Source organism: Pandoraea sp. NE5, from assembly GCF_024363545.1.
GTDB lineage: Bacteria > Pseudomonadota > Gammaproteobacteria > Burkholderiales > Burkholderiaceae > Pandoraea > Pandoraea cepalis.
Genome location: NZ_AP025517.1, coordinates 2,217,240 through 2,241,247, shown reverse-complemented (window position 1 = coordinate 2,241,247; position 24,008 = coordinate 2,217,240). Strand labels below are relative to the sequence as shown.

23 protein-coding genes are annotated in these 24,008 nt (G+C 64.0%); 11 read left to right on the top strand and 12 right to left on the bottom strand.

Annotation, left to right across the window (positions count from 1 at the left end; genetic code table 11):
• Positions 1-5: 5 nt before the first annotated feature.
• From aroE to mpl, 5 genes are all read right to left on the bottom strand, one after another.
• The gene (gene aroE, locus PanNE5_RS10245; RefSeq protein ID WP_261939705.1) at positions 6-878 is read right to left on the bottom strand and encodes a shikimate dehydrogenase; all 873 of its coding nucleotides are present in this window, start codon (positions 876-878) and stop codon (positions 6-8) included.
• 212 nt (positions 879-1,090) lie between these two features.
• Positions 1,091-2,050 carry an energy transducer TonB gene (locus PanNE5_RS10240; RefSeq protein ID WP_017231501.1) on the bottom strand — a complete coding sequence of 320 codons (960 nt, stop codon included), beginning with the start codon at positions 2,048-2,050 and terminating at the stop codon, positions 1,091-1,093.
• Entirely contained in the window at positions 2,044-4,263 is a 2,220-nt protein-coding gene (locus tag PanNE5_RS10235; RefSeq protein ID WP_083902146.1) for a ribonuclease catalytic domain-containing protein, read from the bottom strand. The genes PanNE5_RS10240 and PanNE5_RS10235 overlap by 7 nt, the downstream gene beginning before the upstream one ends.
• Positions 4,264-4,340: 77 nt before the next feature.
• Positions 4,341-4,952 (bottom strand): YqiA/YcfP family alpha/beta fold hydrolase, encoded by a 612-nt coding sequence (locus tag PanNE5_RS10230; RefSeq protein ID WP_017231503.1) that lies wholly within the window; start codon positions 4,950-4,952, stop codon positions 4,341-4,343.
• Between the two features lie 49 nt (positions 4,953-5,001).
• A complete protein-coding gene (mpl, locus tag PanNE5_RS10225) occupies positions 5,002-6,384 on the bottom strand; it encodes a UDP-N-acetylmuramate:L-alanyl-gamma-D-glutamyl-meso-diaminopimelate ligase (protein ID WP_017231504.1) in 1,383 nt (460 codons plus the stop codon).
• Between the two features lie 120 nt (positions 6,385-6,504).
• Between mpl and PanNE5_RS10220 the strand changes: the two genes are divergently transcribed.
• The 10 genes from PanNE5_RS10220 (at position 6,505) to PanNE5_RS10175 (ending at position 14,454) form a co-directional block, all read left to right on the top strand.
• The gene (locus PanNE5_RS10220; RefSeq protein ID WP_026131506.1) at positions 6,505-7,161 is read left to right on the top strand and encodes a hypothetical protein; all 657 of its coding nucleotides are present in this window, start codon (positions 6,505-6,507) and stop codon (positions 7,159-7,161) included.
• Positions 7,162-7,262: 101 nt separating this feature from the next.
• Positions 7,263-7,787, top strand: coding sequence for a TlpA family protein disulfide reductase (locus PanNE5_RS10215; protein WP_017231506.1), 525 nt, complete (start codon positions 7,263-7,265; stop codon positions 7,785-7,787).
• Between the two features lie 132 nt (positions 7,788-7,919).
• A complete protein-coding gene (gene aroQ / locus PanNE5_RS10210; protein WP_017231507.1) occupies positions 7,920-8,366 on the top strand; it encodes a type II 3-dehydroquinate dehydratase in 447 nt (148 codons plus the stop codon).
• A 69-nt stretch (positions 8,367-8,435) separates the two neighbouring features.
• Positions 8,436-8,897, top strand: coding sequence for an acetyl-CoA carboxylase biotin carboxyl carrier protein (accB, locus tag PanNE5_RS10205; RefSeq protein WP_017231508.1), 462 nt, complete (start codon positions 8,436-8,438; stop codon positions 8,895-8,897).
• Positions 8,898-8,996: 99 nt separating this feature from the next.
• A complete protein-coding gene (gene accC / locus PanNE5_RS10200) occupies positions 8,997-10,358 on the top strand; it encodes an acetyl-CoA carboxylase biotin carboxylase subunit (RefSeq protein ID WP_017231509.1) in 1,362 nt (453 codons plus the stop codon).
• Positions 10,359-10,397: 39 nt separating this feature from the next.
• A complete protein-coding gene (gene prmA / locus PanNE5_RS10195) occupies positions 10,398-11,291 on the top strand; it encodes a 50S ribosomal protein L11 methyltransferase (RefSeq protein WP_017231510.1) in 894 nt (297 codons plus the stop codon).
• A 48-nt stretch (positions 11,292-11,339) separates the two neighbouring features.
• Entirely contained in the window at positions 11,340-12,308 is a 969-nt protein-coding gene (locus PanNE5_RS10190) for a DUF3426 domain-containing protein (RefSeq protein WP_261939704.1), read from the top strand.
• A 32-nt stretch (positions 12,309-12,340) separates the two neighbouring features.
• Positions 12,341-12,841, top strand: coding sequence for a thiol peroxidase (gene tpx / locus PanNE5_RS10185; protein ID WP_017231511.1), 501 nt, complete (start codon positions 12,341-12,343; stop codon positions 12,839-12,841).
• Positions 12,842-13,019: 178 nt separating this feature from the next.
• Positions 13,020-13,955: a carbohydrate kinase family protein gene (locus PanNE5_RS10180; RefSeq protein ID WP_017231512.1), complete on the top strand. Its 936-nt coding sequence runs from the start codon at positions 13,020-13,022 to the stop codon at positions 13,953-13,955.
• Between the two features lie 19 nt (positions 13,956-13,974).
• Positions 13,975-14,454 carry a hypothetical protein gene (locus tag PanNE5_RS10175; protein ID WP_017231513.1) on the top strand — a complete coding sequence of 160 codons (480 nt, stop codon included), beginning with the start codon at positions 13,975-13,977 and terminating at the stop codon, positions 14,452-14,454.
• A gap of 114 nt (positions 14,455-14,568) precedes the next feature.
• On the opposite strand, the gene PanNE5_RS10170 is transcribed toward PanNE5_RS10175, so the two are convergent.
• The 3 genes from PanNE5_RS10170 to PanNE5_RS10160 all read right to left on the bottom strand — a co-directional run bounded on the left by PanNE5_RS10170 (position 14,569) and on the right by PanNE5_RS10160 (position 17,029).
• Positions 14,569-15,180 carry a histone H1-like DNA-binding protein gene (locus tag PanNE5_RS10170; protein ID WP_261939703.1) on the bottom strand — a complete coding sequence of 204 codons (612 nt, stop codon included), beginning with the start codon at positions 15,178-15,180 and terminating at the stop codon, positions 14,569-14,571.
• 28 nt (positions 15,181-15,208) lie between these two features.
• The gene (locus PanNE5_RS10165) at positions 15,209-15,511 is read right to left on the bottom strand and encodes a hypothetical protein (RefSeq protein WP_150550492.1); all 303 of its coding nucleotides are present in this window, start codon (positions 15,509-15,511) and stop codon (positions 15,209-15,211) included.
• A 375-nt stretch (positions 15,512-15,886) separates the two neighbouring features.
• On the bottom strand, positions 15,887-17,029 hold the full coding sequence (locus tag PanNE5_RS10160; protein ID WP_017231515.1) for a ribonucleotide-diphosphate reductase subunit beta: 1,143 nt from the start codon (positions 17,027-17,029) through the stop codon (positions 15,887-15,889).
• Positions 17,030-17,573: 544 nt separating this feature from the next.
• On the opposite strand from PanNE5_RS10160, the gene PanNE5_RS10155 reads away from it, so the two are divergent.
• Positions 17,574-18,536: a hypothetical protein gene (locus PanNE5_RS10155; protein WP_017231516.1), complete on the top strand. Its 963-nt coding sequence runs from the start codon at positions 17,574-17,576 to the stop codon at positions 18,534-18,536.
• Between the two features lie 111 nt (positions 18,537-18,647).
• Here PanNE5_RS10155 and PanNE5_RS10150 read toward each other — a convergent pair whose 3' ends face one another.
• The 4 genes from PanNE5_RS10150 to PanNE5_RS10135 form a co-directional block, all read right to left on the bottom strand.
• Positions 18,648-21,602, bottom strand: a complete 2,955-nt coding sequence (locus PanNE5_RS10150) for a ribonucleoside-diphosphate reductase subunit alpha (protein WP_017234722.1) — start codon at positions 21,600-21,602, stop codon at positions 18,648-18,650.
• A gap of 374 nt (positions 21,603-21,976) precedes the next feature.
• Complete coding sequence (ampD, locus tag PanNE5_RS10145; RefSeq protein WP_261939702.1) at positions 21,977-22,576, bottom strand: 1,6-anhydro-N-acetylmuramyl-L-alanine amidase AmpD; 600 nt, start codon at positions 22,574-22,576, stop codon at positions 21,977-21,979.
• A 460-nt stretch (positions 22,577-23,036) separates the two neighbouring features.
• A complete protein-coding gene (locus tag PanNE5_RS10140) occupies positions 23,037-23,549 on the bottom strand; it encodes a DUF1269 domain-containing protein (protein ID WP_026132105.1) in 513 nt (170 codons plus the stop codon).
• Positions 23,550-23,727: 178 nt separating this feature from the next.
• The gene (locus PanNE5_RS10135) at positions 23,728-24,006 is read right to left on the bottom strand and encodes a PP0621 family protein (protein ID WP_017234726.1); all 279 of its coding nucleotides are present in this window, start codon (positions 24,004-24,006) and stop codon (positions 23,728-23,730) included.
• Between the last annotated feature and the right edge of the window lie 2 nt (positions 24,007-24,008).

The following is a 24,008-nucleotide window of genomic DNA, read 5'->3' as shown; positions in this document are numbered from 1 at the left end:
CAACGTCAACCTTTCGCTGCGAGCCGGGCGCGCAAGGCGGTTCGCACGGCATCGGTCGACGGCCGCACGCCGCGCCACACCGCGAACGCTTCGGCCGCCTGCTCGACGAGCATGCCGAGACCGTCGGCCGCGCGCGTCGCCCCGGCCGCCAATGCGTGCGTCATGAACACCGTTGGCTGCGCGCCGTACATCATGTCATAGGCAAGCGCCCCTTCCGCATAGACGCCCGCAGGCAGCGGCGGTACGTCGCCTTGAAGGCTACCGGCCGTGGCGTTAATGACGACATCGAACGCCGCGGGGACCGCGTCCCATCCGCCACCGGCGAGCGCCACGCCATGGCGCTCAGCGGCGTTGGCGAACCGTGCGACGAGTTCGTCGGCGCGCGCGGCCGTGCGATTGGCGACAAACAGCGCCGCCGGCCCCGCCTCGATCAGCGGCAACATTGCCCCGCGCGACGCACCGCCTGCGCCGAGCAGCAACACGCGCCGGCCCTTGAGCGATACGCCCAGCGGCCCCTCGATATCGCGCACGAGCCCCACGCCGTCAGTGTTGTCGCCCGTGATGCCCCGCGCGTCGAACACCAGCGTGTTGACGGCGCCCGCCGCCTGCGCGCGTTCGGTCAGACGATCCGCCAACGCGTGGGCCTCGAGCTTGAACGGGACGGTGACGTTGGCCCCGCGAGCACCGTTGTCGATAAAGGTGCGCACGGTGGCGGCAAACCCATCGAGCGGCGCGAGCAGGCGCTCATAGGTGAGATGCTGGCCGGTTTCGCGCGCGAACTCGGCGTGAATGAACGGCGACTGGCTGTGTTCGACGGGATGACCGATCACGGCGTAGCGATCGGCCTGCAGTTCCCCGGAGGGCGTTTGGTTTGTCATCGTTGTCAAAGACGCGGCGCCTGGCTTTCGCCCAGGCGCCGCAATTACTTGCGTCCACGTGCATCAGATACGGTGTTTTGCCGTGACTCGGCAGGCATCGGTCGCCGGAAACCTTCATATCACGTTGCCGACAAACCGCGCGAATGTCATCGAATAGTACACGCAGCGTCCCTGTGGCTTCGGGCGTTTGCCGACGATTCGCCCGTGGCGCCCTACCGCGCCGCGGCGACCGACGGTGACGCAAGCGTCTCGGCCTGCACCCCCTGGCGCGAGAAGGTCATCCGCGTCACGATCTCGAGAATGTCATAGCGCTGCCGCATCTCGGGCGAGAAGTCGCCAAACGGCGCACTGGCCTGTACGATCGCCACCGCGCGGCGGTCGAGATCGCGATTGCCAGAGCTTCGCGTGACTTCCACGCCCGCGACATTCCAGCCGTCCTTGTGATAGCCGAGCCCGCCCCGCTGATTGACGTTAAGCGTGACGATCAGCTCGCCATAGAGACGCTCGTTGCCGATCTGGGGAAAATGCTCCGTGCCGTAGCGCTCTACGCGATGACGCAGCGTGTCGAAATAGCGCGCATACGCCACTTCACGGGTATTGGCTGTGACCTGGCCGCGTTTCGGGCGGGTCTGATAAGCGCGCAACTGCTTGTCGATTTCCGCCTGCAGACGGGCGATCTTCTGGTCGACGTTCTGATCGTCGAGTCCTTGCCCGCGCTGCGGCGCGTCGGCGCGATGCCGCTGCGACGCCGGCGTGGCGGCGTATTGATTGCGCAGTTGCGTCAGCAGCTTTTCCTGCGTCGCTTCCAGTTCGCTCACGTTGCGCTGGATTTGCGCGATGGGCGCGCCGTCGCGATCGAGCGCGCGTGACGGCAGCGGTGATGTCGCACGCTCGCCGTCGTGCTCGCCGCCGCCCACGAGGTTGGCCTGCGCGAGCGCCGTGGCCTTGTCGGGGGCGTTGGCCGACTTCGCGTTGACGAGGACGACATCGAGCGGCGTGTCCGCACTATGCAGTCGGAAACTGTCGGGCGCGACGAAATGCACCGCCAGCGCGAGCAGGTGGACCAGCGCGGAAAATGCCAGGCCCGTGGCAAGCGGATGCTCGCGCATCAGCGACCCGCCGCGGCGGCGCGCCGCGCGCAGGTTGCCTGCCGCGAGAGCGGGTTTCAGCACGCCGAACCGGGAGACGCGTCGCGCCCCCCCGCCACCATCAGCGCGGCAGCAAGCGACGAAGTGCCGGACGCAACATCAACGGTGTGCGACGCCGCGGCGGTGACGTCGGCCAAGGCCGAGGCGACGTCGTCGTCACCCTGGCTTTCGTCGCGGCCGTCGCTTTCGGTATCGTTCGCCCCCTCCGCATCGTTGGCGCCATCGGCATCGTCGGCCCCTCCCGCGTCGTCGCCACCTTCGGCCCCATCGCCTCCATCGTGCCCCCCACCGCCGTCTCCTGCACCGCCGGCGCCTTCGTCATCGTCTTCGCCCAGTCCGTTCTGGCTGGCGCCCAACACCTGCGCGACACGTACCGAGATGCTGAGCGTGACGACATCGAGCGAGAGCACGTCGAGCATGATCTGCGTACCGCGCGCGTGCGGGCCAAGCCCCAGAACGATCAGCGTCAGCGGAATATCGTTCAGGCGCACGGTGTCGCCCTTGAGCACGCTCGCCTGGACCTGCGACTTGTTCTCCTGAATCAACCAGCGCAGGCACCAGTAGCGCTCCATCCGGCTCTGGTGCTCGGCATAAGCCGCATAGGCGGCTTCGAAGCTCGACACGGTCACGTACAGGTCGGCATCCTTGGGCTTGAAGGGTGCCGCCAGCTTGGCCGTCACGCCGTGACGCACGCACGCAAGCAACTGCCACTGGTTGACCAGATCCACATAGCGACGCAGCGGCGAGGTGCTCCATGCGTATTGCTCGACACCCAGACCTTCGTGCGGCGCCGGCGATGTCTGCATGCGCGTGCGATTCACGCCGTAAGCACGCTGCGCGCGGTAGATGCCGGGCACGCCGCACTCGGCCAGCAGGCGTCCCCACCGGCTGTTCGCGAGAATCGCCATCTCGGCGACGATCAGGTCCAGCGGCGCGCCGCGCATACGCTGCTTGATCGTGACCTGCTCGCCTTCGACGTAGAAATTGAAGTCGGTCTTGTTCTGCACTTCCGGACGCAGGCCATAACCCACGCGCGCGGCCTGACGTTTCTCGTAGAGCGACTGCGCGAACGGCCACAACAGCCGCAGCGCTTCCTTGTGCGGATACTCGCCGCTGCCATCGGCCAGCGTCTCGGCCGTGATGATCGCGTCGAGTTCGTTGTGACGCAGGTTTGCCGAGATCGGCACCCGCTCGGCATGCGTTTCCGTCGCCACGATTTCGTACGTGTCAGCCTTGACCACGACATACAGCGACAGTGCCGGACGCGCGCCGCCCTCGGCAAGCGTGTACGCCTCGACTATCGCATCGGGGAGCATCGTGATCTTTTCGCCCGGCGCATAGACCGTCGACAGACGCGCGCGCGCGATCTCATCAATGGCGTCACCCCGCGTAATGCCGAGTGCCGGCGCCGCAATGTGGATGCCGACACGCAACAGCCCATCGGGCAGTACCTGCACCGAGAGGGCGTCGTCGATCTCGGTCGTCGTCGAATCGTCGATGGAGAACGCCTGCACGTCGGCCAGCGGCAAGTCGTCGCCGGGTACCGGGATCGGCCCGAGTTCCGGGAAGCCGGTGCCGCGCGGGAAGTGTTCGTAGAGGAACGCCGCCTCGTGATACGCGCGCGGCGACGAAATGCCGCCGCAGGCGAGCATCACCTCGGCGTGCGTCTTGCCCAGCGCCATGGCGGCGGCGTCGAGCGCCTTCCACTCGATGGTGTTCTTGTCGGGACGGAACAGCAACAGCAGTTCCTTGCCCTTGAGCGCGTCGGGCAGCGTGCCGGCGATCAGTTGATCGGCATACACGGCCTGCAATTCCGCCTGCTGTTGCTTGCGGGCGAGTCCCGCGAGCGCGGCCTGCAGTTGTTCCTCCGGCGCGCGTTGGTACTGACCGCGGCCTTTTCGGCGGAAGTACACCGGCGAAGCCTGCAGCGCCAGCGCGAGCCCGGCCTGCTGCGCAACGCCGGCGCCTTCGCCGAAATACTCGGCAGCGAGCACCGGGAACGCGAACTCCTCGGCAGGCGCGCATTCCCACAGGAAACTCATGTCGATGTCCTGTGCGGCGGCCTGCGCCTGCGTCATCAGCTCCGCAGGCGACGGCGACTCGAAACGCAGCAGCACGTCGCGCCCCTTGATCTTGCTGCGGCGTCCACCGGGCAGCTCCACCTGGTACGACTCACCTTGCTGCGACAACACCGTGCCAGCCTTGAAGCCGCCGGATTCCTCAAAAAAAATATTCATGAAACAGCCATCGATCGCAATAGGCGACATTGTAGCCCGCCAACCTGCGGCGGTTTAGGGCGGAAGGGGCAAACGCGTTATTCGCCCGCGAACGGACCGGCGGCACCGGGCGAGGGGGGAACGTCGATGCCGGCGAAGCGCAGCACGTCGTCCATATAGTTGGCGAAATCGGAAATGCCGTGGTCGCTGCCGTCGATCACCGTGAGCTTCGCCCCCGGAAACTTCGCCACCATGTCTCGGTAGTCGAGGGTCTGGTCGCCGGTCGCGGCCACAAGGTAGTAGCGCTCGGGACGCGTGATCTGGGCCACGTCGATCATGCGCAGCTCGTCCAGGTGACGCGGCTCAACGACGATAGTGCCGCCGCCATGCCACATCGGCTGCTCGCCGAGCCACTTGCCCAGATCGTCGTACGGGCGCGTGGCCGGGTTGAGCAGCACCGCGCGGCAACCGAGCTTCTCGGCCAGATACGTGGCGTAATAGCCGCCCAGCGAGCTGCCCACGATGGTCAACTCGTCGGCCTTCACGCCGGTGAGCAGACGCTGCGCGTCGACGACCGCGGCCAGCGGCGACGGCGGCAATTGCGGGCAAGCCCACTCGCGCCCCAGGCCGAGGCGGTGCATGCGCGCGGCCATCAATTGCGCCTTGAAGGAGCGCGGCGACGAACGGAAGCCGTGCAAATAGAGAATCATGTGAGCCCCGATAAAAGCTGGTCAGTACCCGGACACCAAGGCGTGCAAATCAGGCGCGCGCCGCCAGTGCATCGAGCAATTTCTGGTGAATGCCGCCGAAGCCGCCGTTGCTCATCACCACGATCTGGTCCCCCGGACGCGCTGCCGCGCTCACCGCGCGCACCAGTCCGTCGATGTCGCTGAACGCCTGCGCACGCGCGCCGAGCGGAGCGAGCGCCTCGGTCAGATTCCAGCCGAGGGCGTCCTTCCCGGACGGCGCGCCGTAGCCGAACACCAGGTCGGCATCGGCAAGGCTGGCCGGCAATTGCGCCTTCATCACGCCCAGCTTCATCGTATTCGAGCGCGGCTCGAGCACCGCCAGAATGCGGGCGGTGCCGGCGCGGCGTCGCAGTCCGGCCAGCGTCGTCTGAATGGCGGTCGGATGGTGCGCAAAATCGTCGTAAACAGTGGCGCCGGCCGCTTCGCCGCGCACCTCCATACGACGCTTCACATTCTGGAACTTGCCCAGCGACGCCGCCCCCTGCTCCGGCGGCACACCCACGTGCCGTGCGGCCGCCAACGCCGCCAGCGCGTTCATCCGGTTGTGCTCGCCCTGCAGCGACCACTTCACTTCCCCGGCGGCCATCGCCCCATGGTGGGCCCAGAACGCCTCTTGCCCCGCCGCGAGTGTGTCGTTCGCCTGGGCGACATGCCAGCCGTCGGCCACACCGAAGCGCTCCACCTCGCTCCAGCAGCCGCGCGCCAGCACGCGCTCAAGCGCAGCCTCACGACCATTGACGATAAGGCGGCCCTGGCCCGGCACGGTGCGCACCAGATGGTGGAATTGCGTCTCGATCGCTGTCAGATCGGGGAAGATATCGGCGTGATCGAACTCAAGATTATTCAGGATCGCGGTGCGCGGATGGTAATGAACGAACTTGGAGCGCTTGTCGAAGAACGCCGTATCGTATTCGTCGGCCTCGATCACGAAGAAGTCGCTGTCGGTCAGTCGCGCCGAGATGCCGAAGTTCATCGGCACACCGCCGACCAGGAAGCCCGGTTGGTAGCCCGCGTCTTCGAGAATCCAGGCGAGCATCGATGTCGTCGTCGTCTTCCCATGCGTTCCCGCCACGGCCAACACCCACTTCTTCGACAGCACGTGCTCGCCGAGCCATTGCGGGCCCGACGTGTACGGCAGATTCCGATTGAGGATCTCTTCCATCAGCGGGTTGCCGCGCGACACCACGTTACCGATGACGAACAGGTCGGGTTTGAGCGAGACCTGATCGGCGTCAAACCCTTCGATCAGCCGAATGCCCTGCGCTTCGAGCTGGGTGCTCATCGGCGGATAGACGTTCGCATCGCAACCGGTGACGGTGTGACCGGCCTGCCGGGCGAGCACCGCGAGACCGCCCATGAACGTGCCGCAGATGCCAAGAATATGAATATGCATGGATGGGGAGCGAGGTGAGGACGGGCCGAACCCGTGCGGGAAATGGGGGAGGCCGAACAGCCAGAATCACCATTGTACCTGCGGCGGGAAGCGCAATGCCTTTCGGGTATCATCGTGCGCATGACACGCAAATCCTGGTCCGACGCCCAACGCCTGCGCGAAGAAATCGCTCTGGTGGCCGCCCGCCTCATCGCCGAGGAGGGCGCTGACTATGCCACCGCGAAACGCAAGGCGGCGAAGCAAGTGACCGGCGAGGCGCGGATTGCGGGTGAATTGCTGCCGGATAACGACCAAATCGAAACGGAAGTCCGCGAGTACGTGCAGACGTTCCTCTCGGACACGCAGCCGGCTGAGCTGGCGCATTTGCGTCAGGTCGCGCTGACGGTCATGACGGCACTGGCGCGCTACCGGCCTTATATTACTGGTGCCGTGTACAACGGCACGGCAACGTCACTATCTGATATCTATTTGCAGGCATTTTGCGACAATCCAAAGGAAGTCGCCATCGATCTGTTGAACCGGGGTATCGATTACGAGGTCTCGGAAAGTCGCCACTTCAATGGTCGCGGCATGGTCGAGACGCTGAGTTTCCTGTGGCGCGAGCGGGGGCAGCGCGGCGAACCCGCCGGCGTGCACCTGTCCTTGTATTCCCTCGACGACATGCGCGGCGCACTCAAGGCCACCGACGGGAATGGCCGCCCCGTGCGCGTCGATGCGCACGGCCTGAGCACACTGATCGACGGCGCCGAGGCCATGGAGCAGGCATCCAACCACTGACCTTCGCCCGAATGTCGGCAACATGCCCATCAACCTGTCGCCATTCTCCGTAATTGCCATCCGTCTAACGTCTATTTCCCGCCACTTCCGCCCCATCCATCATGGTAAAACGCATCGTTCCTCTGCTGATTCTGGCGCTCGTGGGGCTGGCGGCCGGCTTTTGGTTCGGCCATCGAAACCAGGCGCCTGCAAACGCGCCCGATGCCGCTGTCGCCCAACTGCTCGCCACGCGGCTTCCCGACTTGGCGGGCAACGAGCAGGCCATCTCGCAATGGCGTGGCAAAACGCTGGTCATCAACTTCTGGGCTCCATGGTGCGGGCCCTGCGTGGAGGAAATGCCCGATCTCCAAGCACTTTCGAGTGAATTCAAGGGAAAAAACGTCCAATTCGTAGGAATCGGCATTGATACTGCCCCGAACATGATCGCGTTCGAGCAAAAGGTGAAGGTTGATTACCCGCTCCTCGTGGCGGGCTACGCAGGCACCGACCTCGCCCGCGCACTGGGCAACAAGGCGGGCGCGCTACCGTATACCGTCGTGGTTGATCCTCAAGGCCGCTTGCACTACCAGAAGCTCGGCCGTATTACGTCGGATGAAGTGCGCTCGGCCCTCAGGCCGACGCGCTGACATCGCGCCGTCCAGCCGGGCGCGCGGGAAGTCCCGCCAGACGTGACCGACGGGGCTTCATTTTCACCCCACTGGACAAAATCCACCAACTGGCGTTTAATTGCGCCCAATTTCGTGAAATTTGATTCGCCGATGCCTCACCGCATTCTTGTGCTCCACGGTCCCAATCTCAACCTGCTCGGTACTCGCGAGCCGGCGGTGTACGGTCGTACGACGCTGGCCGACATCGACGCGGCGCTCGAGGCGCAAGCCAAGGCGGCAGGTGCTGAGGTGACGACATTCCAGAGCAATCACGAAGGCGCACTGGTTGACCGGATTCAGGCGGCACGCGACGCGTCGATCGACTTCATCGTCATCAACCCTGCCGCCTACACGCATACCAGCGTGGCGATGCGCGACGCGCTGGCCGGCGTGGGCATTCCGTTCGTCGAGGTGCATCTCTCGAACGTCCATGCCCGTGAGGCCTTTCGGCATCACTCGTACTTTTCCGATATTGCGCAAGGCGTGATCTGCGGCCTGGGCTGGCGCGGCTACACCTTCGCACTCGAATTTGCCCTGCGGCGACTCGCCGGCGGGTAGCCGTCTCATCCCCTATTTCCCCTCGCGGGGGGTGCCCCCGCGTCGATACCGAATTAAGGAGCTTCCTTCATGGATTTGCGCAAACTCAAGACGTTGATCGACCTCGTGGCCGAATCGGGTATTTCCGAACTCGAAGTCACCGAAGGCGAAGGCAAGGTCCGCATCGTCAAGGCGCCGCCCCAACTGATCGCCGCCCCGATGCAGATGGCCATGCCGGCAGCCTACCCGCAGGTTGCCGCGCAAGCGCCGGCGGCAGCGCCCGCCGCACCGGCACCGGTTGCCCCGGTCCTGCCGCAAGGTCACATCGTCACGTCGCCGATGGTCGGTACCTTCTACCGCGCCCCGTCGCCGGGCGCCGATCCGTTTGCGCAGGTCGGCGACTCGGTCAAGGAAGGCCAGACGCTGTGCATCATCGAAGCGATGAAGCTGCTCAACGAGATCGAGTCGGACAAGACCGGCGTGATCAAGGAAATCCTCGTCGAGAACGGTCAGGCCGTGGAATACGGTCAACCGCTGTTCGTGATCGGCTAATGCCGGTTGTCGGACGCCCCGCCCGCGCGGCCAAATGCCGCCCGGCGACACGAGGCGTCCGGCCCCGCTCCTCTCCCCCTACGGGCAGGACTGCACATAATGTTTGAAAAAATCCTCATCGCCAACCGCGGCGAAATCGCTCTGCGCGTTCAGCGCGCGTGCCGCGAGATGGGCATCAAGACCGTGGTCGTCTACTCCGAAGCCGACAAGGAAGCGAAGTACGTCAAGCTCGCGGACGAAGCCGTCTGTATCGGACCGGCGCCCTCGCCGCTGAGCTATCTGAACATGCCGGCGCTCATCAGCGCGGCGGAAGTCACCGACGCCCAGGCCATCCACCCGGGTTACGGCTTCCTCTCCGAGAACGCCGACTTCGCCGAACGTGTCGAGCAATCGGGCTTCACGTTTATCGGCCCACGCCCCGACACCATTCGTCTGATGGGCGACAAGGTCTCGGCCAAGCAGACGATGATCAAGACCGGCGTGCCGTGCGTGCCGGGTTCGGAAGGCGCGTTGCCCGACGATCCGAAGGAAATCGTGCGTGTTGCACGCCAGGTCGGCTATCCGGTGATCATCAAGGCCGCCGGCGGCGGCGGCGGTCGCGGCATGCGCGTGGTGCACACCGAAGCGGCGCTGGTGAACGCGGTCAACATGACCCGTGAAGAAGCCGGCCGCGCCTTCGGCAATCCGGAAGTCTATATGGAGAAGTTCCTCGAGAACCCGCGCCATATCGAAATCCAGATCCTCGCCGACAAGCACAAGAACGCCGTCTGGCTGGGCGAGCGCGACTGCTCGATGCAGCGCCGTCACCAGAAGGTGATCGAAGAGGCGACCGCCCCGCTGATTCCGCGTCGCCTGATCGAGCGCATCGGCGATCGCTGCGCCGACGCCTGCAAGAAGATGGGCTACGTCGGCGCCGGCACGTTCGAATTCCTGTTCGAGAACGGTGAGTTCTACTTCATCGAAATGAACACGCGTGTGCAGGTCGAACACCCGGTCACGGAAATGATCACCGGTGTCGATATCGTGCAGGAACAGATCCGCATTGCGGCCGGCGAGAAGCTCGCCTTCCGTCAGCGCGACATCCAGTTCCAGGGTCACGCGATCGAGTGCCGTATCAACGCCGAAGATCCGTTCAAGTTCACGCCGTCGCCCGGTCGCATTACCGCCTGGCACATGCCGGGGGGCCCTGGCATCCGCGTCGACTCGCACGCCTATAACGGCTACTTCGTGCCGCCGAACTACGATTCGATGATCGGCAAGCTGATCGCCTACGGAGCAACGCGCGATCAGGCCATCCGTCGCATGCGTGTCGCGCTGTCGGAAATCGTGATCGAAGGTATCCAGACGAACATTCCGCTGCACCGGGAACTGATGCTCGACGCCAAGTTTGTCGAAGGCGGCACGAGCATCCATTATCTGGAACACAAGCTGGCGCAGAAATCTGCCGTCGGCGGCAACTGAGCTGTTCATCAGCCGTTTATCAGCAGGAAATCACTCGCCATGTATCGCGAACTCGTCGTAGAAGTTGCCCGCGCCCAAGCCGAGGCCCTGTCGGACGCCCTGCTCGATCTGGGCGTGCTGTCGGTCTCCGTGGAAGACGCGGACGCCGACACGCCCGACGAGCAACCGATGTTCGGCGAGCCGGGCCTGACCCCGCCCGACACCGCGTGGCAACACTCGCGCGTGGTCGCGCTGGTGGGGGAAGACCAGGACGCCGCCGTGCTGCTCGCGGCGGCCGTCAACGAATTGGGGCTCACCGAGTCGCCCGCGTTCACGTTGCGCGACGTAGAAGAACAGGACTGGGTGCGCCTGACGCAATCGCAGTTTGAGCCCATACAGATCGGCCAGCGTATCTGGGTCGTGCCGTCGTGGCACGACGCCCCGGACGCCGATGCGCTTATCCTCGAACTCGATCCGGGCCTCGCGTTCGGGACCGGCAGCCACCCGACCACGCGGCTGTGCATGGAGTGGCTCGAACAGCACGTTGAGGCGGGTCAGTCGTTGCTCGACTACGGCTGCGGCTCGGGCATTCTGGCCATTCTGGCGCGCAAGTGCGGCGCCGATCCGGTCGTCGGTATCGACATCGATCCGCAGGCCGTCGAGTCTGCCCGCTATAACAGTGAGCGCAATCACGCGAGCGTCGAATACGGACTGCCCGCCGACCTGCGCGACGGTCAATTCAATATCGTGGTCGCCAACATCCTGTCGAATCCGCTCAAACTGCTCGCGTCGATGCTGACATCGCGCGTGGCACCGGGCGGACGGCTCGCGCTGTCTGGCGTGTTGGAGCGGCAAGCGGACGAGGTGATCGCCGCCTACGCCCCCTATATGAAGATGTCGGTCTGGCGTGCTCACGATGGCTGGGTCTGCCTGCACGGGCAGGCCGCCGGCTAGTCGCCCACGACGCGCCGAGTCTTCGGGTCCTCGCCCTCGAATCCCCCGATGCCCTCGACTCCCATGGCCCAGTCCTCGCGCGTTCTCGCTACTCGCTGCCCTCACTGCCATACCGTCTTTCGCGTCGTGGCGGATCAGCTCAAGCTGCGCGACGGTCTCGTGCGCTGCGGCAACTGTCGTGAAGTATTCGACGGACATGCCTACCTGTGCGAGCCGCCCGGCGAGGAGAACGAGGCGGAGGCCGCGCCCGCCGAACGCCCCCCGGTGCCCGAGATGCTCACGCCCACGGCGATCGCTGCACTGCTGGGCACGCCGGACGAGAGCCTGGCGCAGATGCGACATGGCCCGGGTCGCTACATCGATGACGACGATGCCACAGTTCTTGTGGCGCCCACTGCGTCCATGACGTCGTCAGCTTCCGTCGCGTCTGCCGACTCGCCGACGTCCGTTGCTCTTGCCGGACAGGCACGTCGCCCCCGCGTCGGTCGCGTGATCTGGCGTGCGCTGATCGCGCTGGCCGTCGTCGGTCTGATCGCCCAGTGGGCGTGGGTCGAGCGCGCCGCACTCGTCGATCGCGTGCCGGCGTTGCGCGGCGTGTTCGCGACGCTCGGACGCCCGATGCATGTGCCGATCGCGCCGCCGCGTCAGCCGGACAAGGTTCAGATCTCGAGCGTGACGCTGGTCACCGACGCGCCCGGCACGACCGACGCGAGCGACGCGACAACCGGTACGCCAGCGAGCGCCCCGGCCTCAGACGACGCCGTGCCAATGACGCTCACCGTGTTCATGCGCAATCAAGCGGACTATGCCGTGGCCTGGCCGTCGCTCGAACTCACGCTGTCGGACATCGACGGCAAGCCGGTCGTGCGACGCGTGTTTTCGGCGAGCGACTACGTCACCGATACAGCGCAGCATGACGCCGGTCTGGCGCCACACAACGAACGCACGATTCGGTTACGATTGACGGCGCAGGCAGCGCTAGCCAGTAACTATCGGGTGCTCGCGTTCTATCCGTGATAGCGCTGTTGCACTCAACCTAGGAGATATTGATGTCCCAAGTCACACTCGGGGGCAACCCCATAGAAGTCGACGGCCAGTTCCCGCAAAAGGGGCAGACCGCTCCGGCTTTTTCGCTGGTCAATGCCAAGTTGCAGGACGTCTCGCTCGACGATTTCGCGGGCAAGCGCAAGGTGCTCAACATCGTGCCGAGCCTCGACACGCCGACCTGCGCCACCTCGACCCGCAAGTTCAACGAAGCCGCGGGCAAGCTCGAGAACACGGTCGTGCTCGTGATCTCGGCTGACCTGCCGTTCGCCATGAGCCGTTTCTGCGCGACCGAAGGCCTGAACAACGTGGTCACGCTCTCGACCATGCGTGGCCGCGAGTTCCTCAAGCATTACGGCGTGGCAATCACCACCGGCCCGCTCGCCGGCGTGTCGGCCCGTGCCGTTGTCGTGCTCGACGCCGATAACCGCGTCGTCCACGCCGAACTCGTGCCCGAGATCAAGAACGAGCCGAACTACGACGCCGCGCTGGCCGCGTTGTCGTAAGCCATCGCCCCTCGGCGTATCGCTGGCCCGCCCGGTAAAACCGGTGCGCGCCAGATGGCAGTTCCCGTGCCGGTGCGGCAAATGCACCGGCCCGTTTTTAGCATGACCTGGCAGCGCGACTGGCCAACCGTCTGCCCTCCCAGATTGGCCCCGCTTACCTTTCGCAAGGATCTCCCCCGTGACTACCGTGATCTGCGGCTCGCTCGCCTACGACAACATCATGACGTTCGAAGGCCGCTTCGGCGAGCACATCCTGCCCGATCAGGTACACATCCTGAACGTCAGCTTCCTCGTGCCGACGATGCGCCGCAACTTCGGCGGCTGCGCCGGCAACATTGGCTACAGCCTGCATCTGCTGGGCGGCTCGCCGGTCGTCATGGCCACCGTCGGCGAAGATGGCGCGCCCTACGTCGAGCGCTTCCAGTCGCTCGGCATGACGACGGAATTCGTTCGCGTGGTCGCGGACAGCATGACCGCCAATGCGATGATCACGACCGATCTGGACAACAACCAGATCACCGCCTTCCACCCGGGGGCGATGATGTTCTCGTCGCGCAACCGCGTGGCCGATGTCAGCGGCGCGACGCTCGGCATCGTTGCCCCCGACGCCCCCGACGCCATGCTCACTCACGCCGAAGGCTTCGCCGCCGCCGGGGTGCCGTTCCTGTTCGATCCGGGTCAGGGCCTGCCGTTGCTCTCGCCTGAGGCCCTGCGTCGCATGGTGGAACTCGCCACATACCTCGCGGTCAACGACTACGAAGCCAAGCTCCTCTGCACGAAGACCGGCTGGTCGATGGACGACCTCCAGTCGCGTGTCGAGGCGCTGGTCGTGACGCGCGGAGAACACGGCGCGCTGATCTTCGCCGGCGGCAAGCAACACGACATTCCCGCCGTCAAAGCCAAGCGAGTCGTCGACCCCACCGGATGCGGCGACGCCTTCCGGGGCGGGTTGCTGTACGGTATCGAAAAGGGCCTCGACTGGCCCACCGCCGGCCGTCTGGCGAGCCTGATGGGTTCGCTCAAGATTGCCGAGCAAGGTCCGCAGACTTACGCGCCGACGCGCGCCGAGATCGAGGCGCAATATGAAGCCGCGTTCGGCTACCGCTTCGTTTGATTTCAGGATAAACACAACGATGGCACGACTGACCACACCCTTCCTTATTCTCACCGCCGCAGCGTCGCTCTCCCTGTCCGCCTGCACGGCGTTCGGTCCGAGCAATTCCGCGAGTGTCTACAACAGCCGCCAAGCACAACGCGAGCAGGTGGTGCGCATGGGCACCGTCGAATCGGTGCGCCCGGTCACGATCGATAGCAGCAACGGCGATCCGGGGATTCTCGGCGTGGTGGGCGGCGGTGCGCTGGGCGCCGTCGGCGGCAGCGCCATTGGTGGCGGTCGCGGCTCGATCGCGACGGGCATCATCGGCGGCCTGTTGGGTGCGGTTGCGGGGCAAGCCGTCGAAAACCGAATGAGCAAGAAGGCGGGCCTGGAGATTACCGTGCGACTCGACAACGGCGAGCTGCGCGCCATCACACAGGATGCGGACGAAGCATTCCAGCCGGGTCAGCGCGTGCGTCTGCTCTCAAGCGGCGGCGTCACGCGCGTGACGCACTAAGGCCGCATGAAAAAACCCGCTGCGACGATCACTCATCACAGCGGGTTTCGGATCGAGTAGGCCTACTCGATCAAAAGACACCTAAGTGCCTTGGTTCCTGCTTCGGCACTCGAATTACGGACGGCTGCCGGTCGGGAACGGCCATGCCGCTGCCGGATTCAGCGCCGTCTTCGGTGCTGCTGCCGGTGCTGCAGCCGGGGCCGCAGCAGGCTTGGCGGCGACCTTCTTGACGGCCGGCTTCTTCGCCGCCGCAGCAGGCTTCTTCGCCGCCGGCTTCTTCGCCGCAACCTTCTTCACGGCAGCCTTCTTCGCGGCCGGCTTCTTGGCGGCAACCTTCTTCACCGCTGCCTTCTTCGCAACCGGCTTCTTGGCGGCAACCTTCTTCACTGCTGCCTTCTTGGCGACCGGCTTCTTGGCGGCAACCTTCTTCACCGCTGCCTTCTTGGCAACCGGCTTCTTGGCGGCAACCTTCTTCACCGCTGCCTTCTTGGCGACCGGCTTCTTGGCGGCAACCTTCTTCACCGCAACCTTCTTGGCTGCCGGCTTCTTGGCGGCGACCTTCTTCGCTGCCGGCTTCTTGGCGGCGACAGCCTTCTTCGCTACCGGCTTCTTGGCGGCAACAGCCTTCTTCGCGACAGGCTTCTTGGCGGCGGCAGCCTTCTTCGCTACCGGCTTCTTGGCAACAGCCTTCTTGGCTGCGGGTTTTTTCTTAGCAGTAGTAGCCATCACTTTGCTCCTTAACGTGAGAGATCACTCAAACAAAACCACCTGAGAAGGAAACCCGACCACCATGCGGCGAACCGCCGGCGAGCGGGCTATTCATCGGCGTACGCATCGGACTTCGACGGCTTACGCTAATGAATTCGGCGCTGCGCGCATGACGCTGACCGTGAGTGGTCACGCGCGCAAAAAAATTGCCGGCGACATTGCCGCCAGCAATTCGATTGTCTTGAGAAAGGGGATTCGCCAGATTCTTCGGGGGGTAGCTTGCCTGTCCCGTCATCGGGAGGGAGGAGATTGCGATAGCGGATAAGCGATACTGCTTGCTATGCACCAAGGTTTTTACGCTCCGTAACTACCAGCTCTCTGTCGCGGGAGGAAAGCAATGTGCTTTCGTGTGTTCATCGAGACTGCAATTTATTTGAGCGAATCATAATTCTTTTGTGATGCGATGTTAATACTTTGCGCGTAAAAAATCGCACAACGTTCGCAACGAAGAAGTCAATCTGTTGTATTTGATGCACATGGTGTTCGCATGTCGACGCGTGCGAAGCGAGCGTAACGACGTGCGAGTGAGGATGATGTGCATGACGCGCACAGTCTCTTCGACTTGTTTTGCTGGCGCTCACGCGCGCCACGCGCGCTCACACCATCCTCTCGAAACCCGCATGGATACTGGCTTTGCAGCCAGCATCCAAATTTCACTTACTGCTTAGTCCCAGCTCAGCGCGCCACCAGTCTGGTATTCGATCACTCGCGTTTCGAAGAAGTTGCGCTCCTTCTTCAGATCGATCATCTCGCTCATCCACGGGAACGGATTTTCTTCGTTCGGATAGAGCGCCTCGAGACCAATTTGGGAACAGCGACGGTTCGCGATGAAGCGCAGATAGCTCTTGAACATGCCCGCGTTCAGACCGAGCACGCCGCGCGGCATCGTATCTTCAGCGTAGCGATACTCCAGCTCGACCGCCTTCTTGAACAGCTCGCGAATCTCTTCGCGGAACTCCGGCGTCCAGAGGTTCGGGTTTTCCAGCTTCACCTGGTTGATCAGATCGATGCCGAAGTTGCAGTGCATCGACTCGTCGCGCAGGATGTATTGATATTGCTCTGCAGCACCGGTCATCTTGTTCTGCCGACCCAGCGCGAGAATCTGCGTGAAGCCGACGTAGAAGAACAGCCCTTCCATGATGCACGCAAACACGATGAGCGAGCGCAGCAGCTTCTGGTCGGCTTCCTGCGTGCCGGTCTGGAACGACGGATCCGCCACCACTTCGATGAACGGGAGCAGGAATTCGTCCTTGTCGCGAATCGACGGCACTTCGTGATACGCGTTGAAGATCTCGCCTTCGTCCAACCCCAGGCTCTCGACGATGTACTGATAGGCGTGCGTGTGGATCGCCTCTTCGAAGGCCTGACGCAGCAGGAACTGGCGGCACTCCGGTGCGGTGATGTGGCGATACGTGCCGAGCACGATGTTGTTCGCCGCGAGCGAGTCGGCCGTCACGAAGAAGCCGAGATTGCGCTTGATGATGCGGCGCTCGTCCTCGGTCAGACCGTTCGGATCTTTCCACAGGGCGATGTCGCGCGACATGTTGATTTCCTGCGGCATCCAGTGGTTCGCGCAACCGGCCAGATACTTCTCCCAGGCCCACTTGTACTTGAAGGGCACCAGTTGATTCACATCCGTGGTGCCGTTGATCACGCGCTTGTCGGAGGCGCTCACGCGACGCGTCGACTGCGAGGCGATCACAGTCGGGGTTTCCCCTTGCGTGCCCAGCACGTTCGACGCGGCAACCGGAGCCGCGGTGGGGGCAGCCGAGTTGGCCGTGGTGGTGTCTTCTTCCCAGTTCAGCATAGGGTCTCAGTCCGTTCAGGTTGATGCGATGCACACACGCGCGCACATCGCCGAAGTGACAGATCAGCCGTTCGCGTGCGAAGGCTGACAAAAAATTTGCGATCCGGCGGCCGGCAAGCGATCACCGGGAGCACGAAGTCCACCGGGAGCATTGCCATATTTCGGGGGTGATGCAGATGCGCAATTGCGCAGTTTTGAACAACAACGCCGACGCGAGAGCTGCAACAACATCCTGACCTCCCGACGTCGAATGGAATGCCTCCAATTTAGCACAATTACGTCACTCGTTCCAGCATGCAACACTATATCTAGTGCCGCACTGCACGATGACCACTATACCTAGTGTTTGGCAACATCTCCCGAGTGCCGGGCGGCCGGGCTTGCGGGACCGGCATCTTGCCATGAAACGGCGCCGCACGACAGCGCTGATGGTGCGTCGAGGGGGGGCGCTGCGTCGCATTGGCGTATCCTGTCGCGACGGCGAACCGGAACGACAGATTCCGGCGCACGCCACTTCTGAACGTCGATGAAGGAGATACCGACGATGACATTCCCAGGCGCCGACGGCGCACCGGCGTCGGCCGGTTCGTCAGGCCCGACACCGCTCACGCTCACCCCCGGCAAACCGATCCGCCTCGCGGCGGGCGCGCTCGTGGCCGAGGTTCAACCGGGCTGCGGGGCGCGGCTCGCACGACTGGCTCGGCGCGACACGCACGGTGACGTTTTCGACTACCTTGTGCCGCTCGGCAACGACCCGTTCTCGTCGGACGAATGGCCGAAGGCCGGCGCCTTTCCGATGCTGCCGTATACCAACATGCTGCGCGACGACACGCTGCACTGGCGCGAGCGCGCGATCGTCGCTCGCGAGACGCCGGCCGCATCGAGTTCGCTGCACGGCTGGGGGCTGCGTCGCGCGTGGGATGTCGTCGACGAGAGCCCGCACTGTTGCGTGCTCCAACTCGACAGTCCCGCGCAACCCGAATGGCCGTGGCACTATCAGGCGTATCTCTCGGTGACGCTCGACGCACTCGGCGTCGACATGCAACTGTCGATCACCAATCTCTCGACGCAGGATATGCCCGCCGGGCTCGGGCTACATCCCTACTTTCAGTGGCCTGCCGGCTCGCGCCTGACGTTCGAAGCGGAGGCGATCTGGCGTTCGCCGTCGGAGGACATCCGATGGCCGAGCGAGCAACGCGTTCACGTCGGTGAGATCGAGGTCGTGTCTGTCGGCGGCGGACTCGATACCGAGGGGCGGTCCACCTGGTTCGCCGAAGCTCCGGTCGAGTCGGGGCGATTCGACGCGCGCCTCGACTACGCCGGCGGCCTGCGCTCGGCCACGGTGCGCAGCAGCGACGCCAGCTGGCTCGTGGTGCACTCTCCCGCCGGACGTCCCTACCTCTGTCTGGAACCGTCGACGCATCGGGTCGGCGCGTTCGACGACGATCACGTAGTCGTGGCGCACGGGCAAACGCTCGATCTGTCGATGCGTATCGATCTGGCCTGAGGACTAGGCGACAGGCGTGTCGCCTCAACATCTCGGCGCCGAAATAAATTGGGGGCCAGTGCCGAGGCGCAAACCTCGGGACTGGCCCCCAATCTCACCGCAAGCGCAAGCTTATTGGCAAGCCTCGCACTCGTCGAAGCCCGGATCGCCCGGACGCATCGTGCACACCGCGCCTTCAGCGTCCGGCATCGGCTGCGCCAGCGGCGAGGACGGCTCGGCCGAGAAGCTTCCGCCCGGCGTCACGCCCCCCGAGCTCACCGCATTCAGCGCGCCGTGGCTCACCGTCGACTTCTCGACGTGCGTCGCGGCCATCGTACGCAGGTAGTACGTGGTCTTCAAGCCACGCGTCCAGGCCAGCTTGTACGTCTCGTCGAGCTTCTTGCCCGAAGCGCCCGCCATGTAGATGTTGAGCGACTGCGCCTGATCGATCCACTTCTGACGACGCGACGCCGCTTCGACCAGCCACTTCGGCTCGACTTCGAACGCCGTGGCATAGATCTCGCGCAGGTCGGCCGGCACGCGGTCGATACGGGCGAGCGAGCCGTCGAAGTACTTCAGGTCGGCGACCATCACTTCGTCCCACAGGCCACGCGCCTTCAGGTCACGCACCAGATACTCGTTGGCCACCGTGAATTCGCCCGAGAGGTTCGACTTCACGTACAGGTTCTGGAACGTCGGCTCGATACAGGCCGAGACGCCGATGATGTTCGAGATCGTGGCGGTCGGGGCGATCGCCACGCAGTTCGAATTGCGCATGCCGTGCGCAGCGATGTGCTTGCGCAGGCTGTCCCAGTCGAGCGTGGCCGACATATCGACCTCGATATAACCACCACGCGCTTCGGCCAGCAACGCCAGCGAATCCTGCGGCAGGATGCCGCGATCCCACAGCGAGCCCTTGTACGACGAGTACTGACCGCGTTCCTTGGCCAGCTCCGACGACGCCCAGTAGGCGTAGTAGCACACGGCTTCCATCGAACGGTCGGCAAATTCGACGGCGGCATTCGAGGCATACGGCGTGCGCAGCAGGTGCAGGCAGTCCTGGAAGCCCATGATGCCCATGCCCACCGGACGGTGATGCAGGTTCGAATTACGCGCCTTCGCCACCGCGTAGTAGTTGATGTCGATGACGTTGTCGAGCATGCGCATCGCCACGCGTACGGTACGTTGCAGCTTGTCGTGATCGAGTTCGTAACCGTTCGCGGTCTGCTTCATGTGAGCCACGAGGTTGACCGAGCCGAGGTTGCACACCGCGATTTCGGTCTCGCTCGTGTTGAGCGTGATTTCCGTGCACAGGTTCGACGAGTGCACCACGCCCACATGTTGCTGCGGCGAGCGGATGTTGCACGGATCCTTGAACGTAATCCACGGATGGCCGGTTTCAAACAACATGCCCAGCATCTTGCGCCAGAGCGCTTGCGCCGGCACCTTCTTGAACAGCTTGATTTCGCCTCGCGCGGCCTTGTCTTCGTAGGCGGTGTAAGCCTGCTCGAACGCCTTGCCGTACTTGTCGTGCAGGTCCGGGCAGGTGGCCGGCGAGAACAGCGTCCACTCGGCGCCTTCCATCACGCGCTTCATGAACAGATCGGGAATCCAGTTCGCCGTGTTCATGTCGTGCGTACGGCGGCGGTCGTCGCCCGTGTTCTTGCGCAGCTCGAGGAATTCCTCGATGTCCAGGTGCCACGTTTCCAGGTAGGCGCACACCGCGCCCTTGCGCTTGCCGCCCTGGTTCACGGCCACGGCCGTGTCGTTGACCACCTTCAGGAACGGCACCACCCCCTGGCTCTTGCCGTTCGTGCCCTTGATGTGCGAGCCGAGCGCGCGAACCTGCGTCCAGTCGTTGCCCAGACCACCGGCAAACTTCGAGAGCAGTGCATTTTCCTTGAGGGCTTCGTAAATGCCTTCCAGATCGTCCGAGACCGTCGTCAGGTAGCACGACGAGAGTTGCGAGCGACGCGTGCCCGAGTTGAACAGCGTCGGCGTCGAACTCATGAAATCGAAGCTCGACAGAATCTGGTAGAACTCGATCGCACGCGCTTCGCGCTCGACTTCATTGAGCGCCAGCCCCATCGCCACGCGCATATAGAACGCCTGTGGCATCTCGATGCGGTGACCGTCGATATGCAGGAAGTAGCGATCGTAGAGCGTCTGCAGGCCCAGATAGTTGAACTGCAGATCGCGCGATGCGTCGAGCGCGGCGCTCAGCTTGGCCAGGTCGAACGAGAGCAGTTGCTCGTCGAGCAGTTCGGCGTCGACACCCTGCTTGATGAAGCGCGGGAAGTACTCGATGTAGCGCGCGGCCATTTCGCCCTGCGGCACTTCTTCGCCGAGGATCTCGCGGCGGATCGTGTGCATCAGAATTCGCGCCGTGACCTGGCTGTACGCCGGTTCCTTCTCGATGAGGGTGCGCGAGGCGAGGATCGCCGAGTCGTAGACCTGCGACAGCGGCACGCCGTCGTACAGGTTCTTGAGGGTCTCGGTCACGATCGGCTCGGCCACGACTTCGTCGCCGAGATTTTCGCAGGCAGCCTGCACCACGCCGCGCAACACCGACATATCGAGCGTACGCACCACGCCGTTGTCGGTGACATTGAGCACCGGGCCATCGGGCGTAGCCGCTTCTTGCGTGGTCTCGACCGCGTGCGCGCGCTCTTGCGAACGCTTCTCGCGGTACAGCACATAGGCTCGCGCCACGTTGTGCTCGCCTTCACGCATCAGCGCGAGTTCGACCTGATCCTGGATGTCTTCGATGTGGAACGTGCCGCCATTCGGGCGGCTGCGCATCAGGGCGCGCACAACGTGCCCCGTCAACTGCTCCACGAGTTCGCGTACGCGGGCCGACGCCGCGCCCTGGCCGCCGTTCACGGCAAGGAACGCCTTGGTCACGGCGATCGCGATCTTCGACGGCTCGAAACCCACCACCGCGCCGTTGCGTCGAATCACTTTGAAGTCGGCGTTGGTCGCCGGCTCGAAGGCGCCCGTCGTCTGGGGCGCCGACGCACCCGCACCATTGCCGGAAGTCGCGGCAGGCGTCGGGGTCGGGCGGGTGAGGTTTTCGTTAGTCTGCATGTAAAAACTCCCGTTCCAATGAGATGGTGCTGTTAGCGCGTTCTTACCAGGTTACGGCCGGCAAAAATGCGCCCTAGGGACGCCGATGGAGCGAAGTGCTGGATACCGCACGACCGACGGACGGCCAAGGGTTCAGGTGTCCGCTGCACGGCTTTGCTGCTGTGCCGCCCCGCAAAAACGCCGCAGGAAAAGCACGGTATTGATGGCGATTGCATCCTGTGCCGAACCTGACATCAACCACTAGATGTAGTGGTCGGCACCGGAATTTTCACTAAGTATAGTGGAGATGACGCACTCCGCAAACCCAAAAATTTCTCTCGCCGGGAAGGCCCGTGGCATCGCCGTGTCAAGCAAAACCTGTCCCCGGATGGGGATTAGTCGGCCGGCTGAAACGGCAATGCCTGGGGGCTCAGCGCCGCCATCCGGCGCAATCGCTGCCACTCGAAGTACGGTCCCGGATCCGTCTTGCGTCCCGGTGCGATATCGGCATGTCCGACCACCGCTTGAATCGGATAATGCTCACGCAACGTTCGCGTGAGCGCCGCCAGCGTGACGTACTGCGCTGCCGCATAGGGCACGTCGTCGGTGCCCTCGAGCTCCACGCCGATCGAAAAATCGTTGCACCGCGTTCGCCCTTCGAACGACGACGCCCCCGCGTGCCAGGCCCGCGCGTTGCACGACACGAACTGCTGCAACGCACCATCACGTCGTACGAGGAAGTGCGACGAGACCCGCACACCGCGGATCTCATCGAAGAAGGGATGCGCATCGTGATCGAGCCGGTTCTGGAAGAACGCCGCGATCTCGCCGCCCCCGAATTGTCCTGGCGGCAGCGAAATGTTGTGCACCACGAGCAGGTCGGTCGGCGTGCCCGCCGGACGCCCATCGAAGTTGGGTGACGGCAGTCGCTCGGCTTCGCGTATCCAGCCGTCGGTATCGAGCGTGAGCATCGGGACATGGGTCGGCGCGCTCATGCGCCACCTCGCCGCAGCAAGGCACGCATCGTGACGCGATGACACGACCGGAGCGCAGTGTTGGCGCACGCGAATGACTGGGACATGTCGGGCACAGCGGGCTCCCGTAGAGCGAGGGGCGCCATTGTAGCCCACTTGGCGTGACGCCGTCGGCGGCATGCCCGGCGCGGGCAACGCTCAGCCCGTTCACGGGTGGGCGGCGCTTCGTCAACCGTCGTCATGCGGTGAAAGGGGATGCCCAATGAAGAAGCCTCCCGCCTTGCCTGGCCGAGAGGCTTCTGTAGGCGTGACCACGCCCAGGGATGATGTCGCTCGCGTGTCGATCGACACGCTCACCATCCCGCGCCGCTCACAGGTGCGACGCTTTGGACCGTTTCCGGCCGGTGACACTGATCGTCTTCGCCAACGCTGTCATCGCTTTCGATACGGTGCCCTCGCTTATTGCCATGATCGCCATCGATCAAGGAAAGGCAGGAATGGCGGATTCCACCCCTTCCATGTGCGCTTCGGGGTGATGGGCCTTGAGCATCTCGCGAATCTCATCGACGCGACCGTCGCGCACATCCACCATCAGCAGAATCATGCCGCGCTCGAGCGGCTCACGAAACGTCTTGAGTCGCGAGTTCGGCACCGAAACGCCGATCATGCTCGACACCCAGGCGCCAAAGAGCGCACCGAGCGGTGCCGTCACAATCATCAACTCCCACTGGGGACGTGTGCCCACGATGGGGAAAAACGCGGCGACTGCACCGACTGCCAGACCACAGAACCCGCCGATGACGAGCCCGGCTTCGGCGCCGTGCACGATATCGGAAGTCTGTAGCAGGTTAGCCTCGTGCAGTCCCTCCAGGTCCATTTCGTCACGTGCCATAAAGTGGATGTGACGCTCCTCCACCCGGGCGAGCAGTAAATCGCTCATCGTGCGCTGGGCACTCGCCAGATCGGGAAGCAGAAAATACATCCGTCTGCGCATTAGCATATTGCGCCCTCCTGTCGTCGCGCCCCTCGATGATTATTCTATTTGTGAGCGGGGCCGGTTACTGTGTTTTAGTGCATGCAGCAGGCATGCGCAAGCCGGCACGTACAAGTGCCACGGCGCGAAGGACGGGAGAACGAGATCATCGCTGCGCAGCGTGGCCGCGCAGCGCGACTCAGATGCGGTGTTCGCGCATCCGATAGGCGTCGCGGTGTTCACCGCTGCAAAAATGCTGGCCGCCCGCGCCAGCGACGGATTCACTCTCGGGAAGGTAGGTATCGCACTCGCTGCATCGCACCATGCGCTCGGCGGGCGGCAGCGCCTGACGCGCCGACGTGCGCGCATCGTTTGCGCCTGGCGGGCGCGTGCGCTCGGTATTGCGCTTGCGCTCGTTGCTTCGCATCCACCACGTGCCAACGATCAGGAGCACCAGTAACAACAGGATATTGCGCATCG

Excerpts from the sequence above, each read along its gene's own strand:
- aroE (WP_261939705.1), bottom strand. The coding sequence starts at position 878 with ATGACAAACCAAACGCCCTCCGGGGAACTGCAGGCCGATCGCTACGCC.
- PanNE5_RS10235 (WP_083902146.1), bottom strand. The coding sequence starts at position 4,263 with ATGAATATTTTTTTTGAGGAATCCGGCGGCTTCAAGGCTGGCACGGTG.
- PanNE5_RS10230 (WP_017231503.1), bottom strand. The coding sequence starts at position 4,952 with ATGATTCTCTATTTGCACGGCTTCCGTTCGTCGCCGCGCTCCTTCAAG.
- mpl (WP_017231504.1), bottom strand. The coding sequence starts at position 6,384 with ATGCATATTCATATTCTTGGCATCTGCGGCACGTTCATGGGCGGTCTC.
- PanNE5_RS10220 (WP_026131506.1), top strand. The coding sequence starts at position 6,505 with ATGACACGCAAATCCTGGTCCGACGCCCAACGCCTGCGCGAAGAAATC.
- PanNE5_RS10215 (WP_017231506.1), top strand. The coding sequence starts at position 7,263 with ATGGTAAAACGCATCGTTCCTCTGCTGATTCTGGCGCTCGTGGGGCTG.
- aroQ (WP_017231507.1), top strand. The coding sequence starts at position 7,920 with ATGCCTCACCGCATTCTTGTGCTCCACGGTCCCAATCTCAACCTGCTC.
- accB (WP_017231508.1), top strand. The coding sequence starts at position 8,436 with ATGGATTTGCGCAAACTCAAGACGTTGATCGACCTCGTGGCCGAATCG.
- accC (WP_017231509.1), top strand. The coding sequence starts at position 8,997 with ATGTTTGAAAAAATCCTCATCGCCAACCGCGGCGAAATCGCTCTGCGC.
- prmA (WP_017231510.1), top strand. The coding sequence starts at position 10,398 with ATGTATCGCGAACTCGTCGTAGAAGTTGCCCGCGCCCAAGCCGAGGCC.
- PanNE5_RS10190 (WP_261939704.1), top strand. The coding sequence starts at position 11,340 with ATGCCCTCGACTCCCATGGCCCAGTCCTCGCGCGTTCTCGCTACTCGC.
- tpx (WP_017231511.1), top strand. The coding sequence starts at position 12,341 with ATGTCCCAAGTCACACTCGGGGGCAACCCCATAGAAGTCGACGGCCAG.
- PanNE5_RS10175 (WP_017231513.1), top strand. The coding sequence starts at position 13,975 with ATGGCACGACTGACCACACCCTTCCTTATTCTCACCGCCGCAGCGTCG.
- PanNE5_RS10170 (WP_261939703.1), bottom strand. The coding sequence starts at position 15,180 with ATGGCTACTACTGCTAAGAAAAAACCCGCAGCCAAGAAGGCTGTTGCC.
- PanNE5_RS10160 (WP_017231515.1), bottom strand. The coding sequence starts at position 17,029 with ATGCTGAACTGGGAAGAAGACACCACCACGGCCAACTCGGCTGCCCCC.
- PanNE5_RS10155 (WP_017231516.1), top strand. The coding sequence starts at position 17,574 with ATGACATTCCCAGGCGCCGACGGCGCACCGGCGTCGGCCGGTTCGTCA.
- PanNE5_RS10150 (WP_017234722.1), bottom strand. The coding sequence starts at position 21,602 with ATGCAGACTAACGAAAACCTCACCCGCCCGACCCCGACGCCTGCCGCG.
- ampD (WP_261939702.1), bottom strand. The coding sequence starts at position 22,576 with ATGAGCGCGCCGACCCATGTCCCGATGCTCACGCTCGATACCGACGGC.
- PanNE5_RS10140 (WP_026132105.1), bottom strand. The coding sequence starts at position 23,549 with ATGCGCAGACGGATGTATTTTCTGCTTCCCGATCTGGCGAGTGCCCAG.
- PanNE5_RS10135 (WP_017234726.1), bottom strand. The coding sequence starts at position 24,006 with ATGCGCAATATCCTGTTGTTACTGGTGCTCCTGATCGTTGGCACGTGG.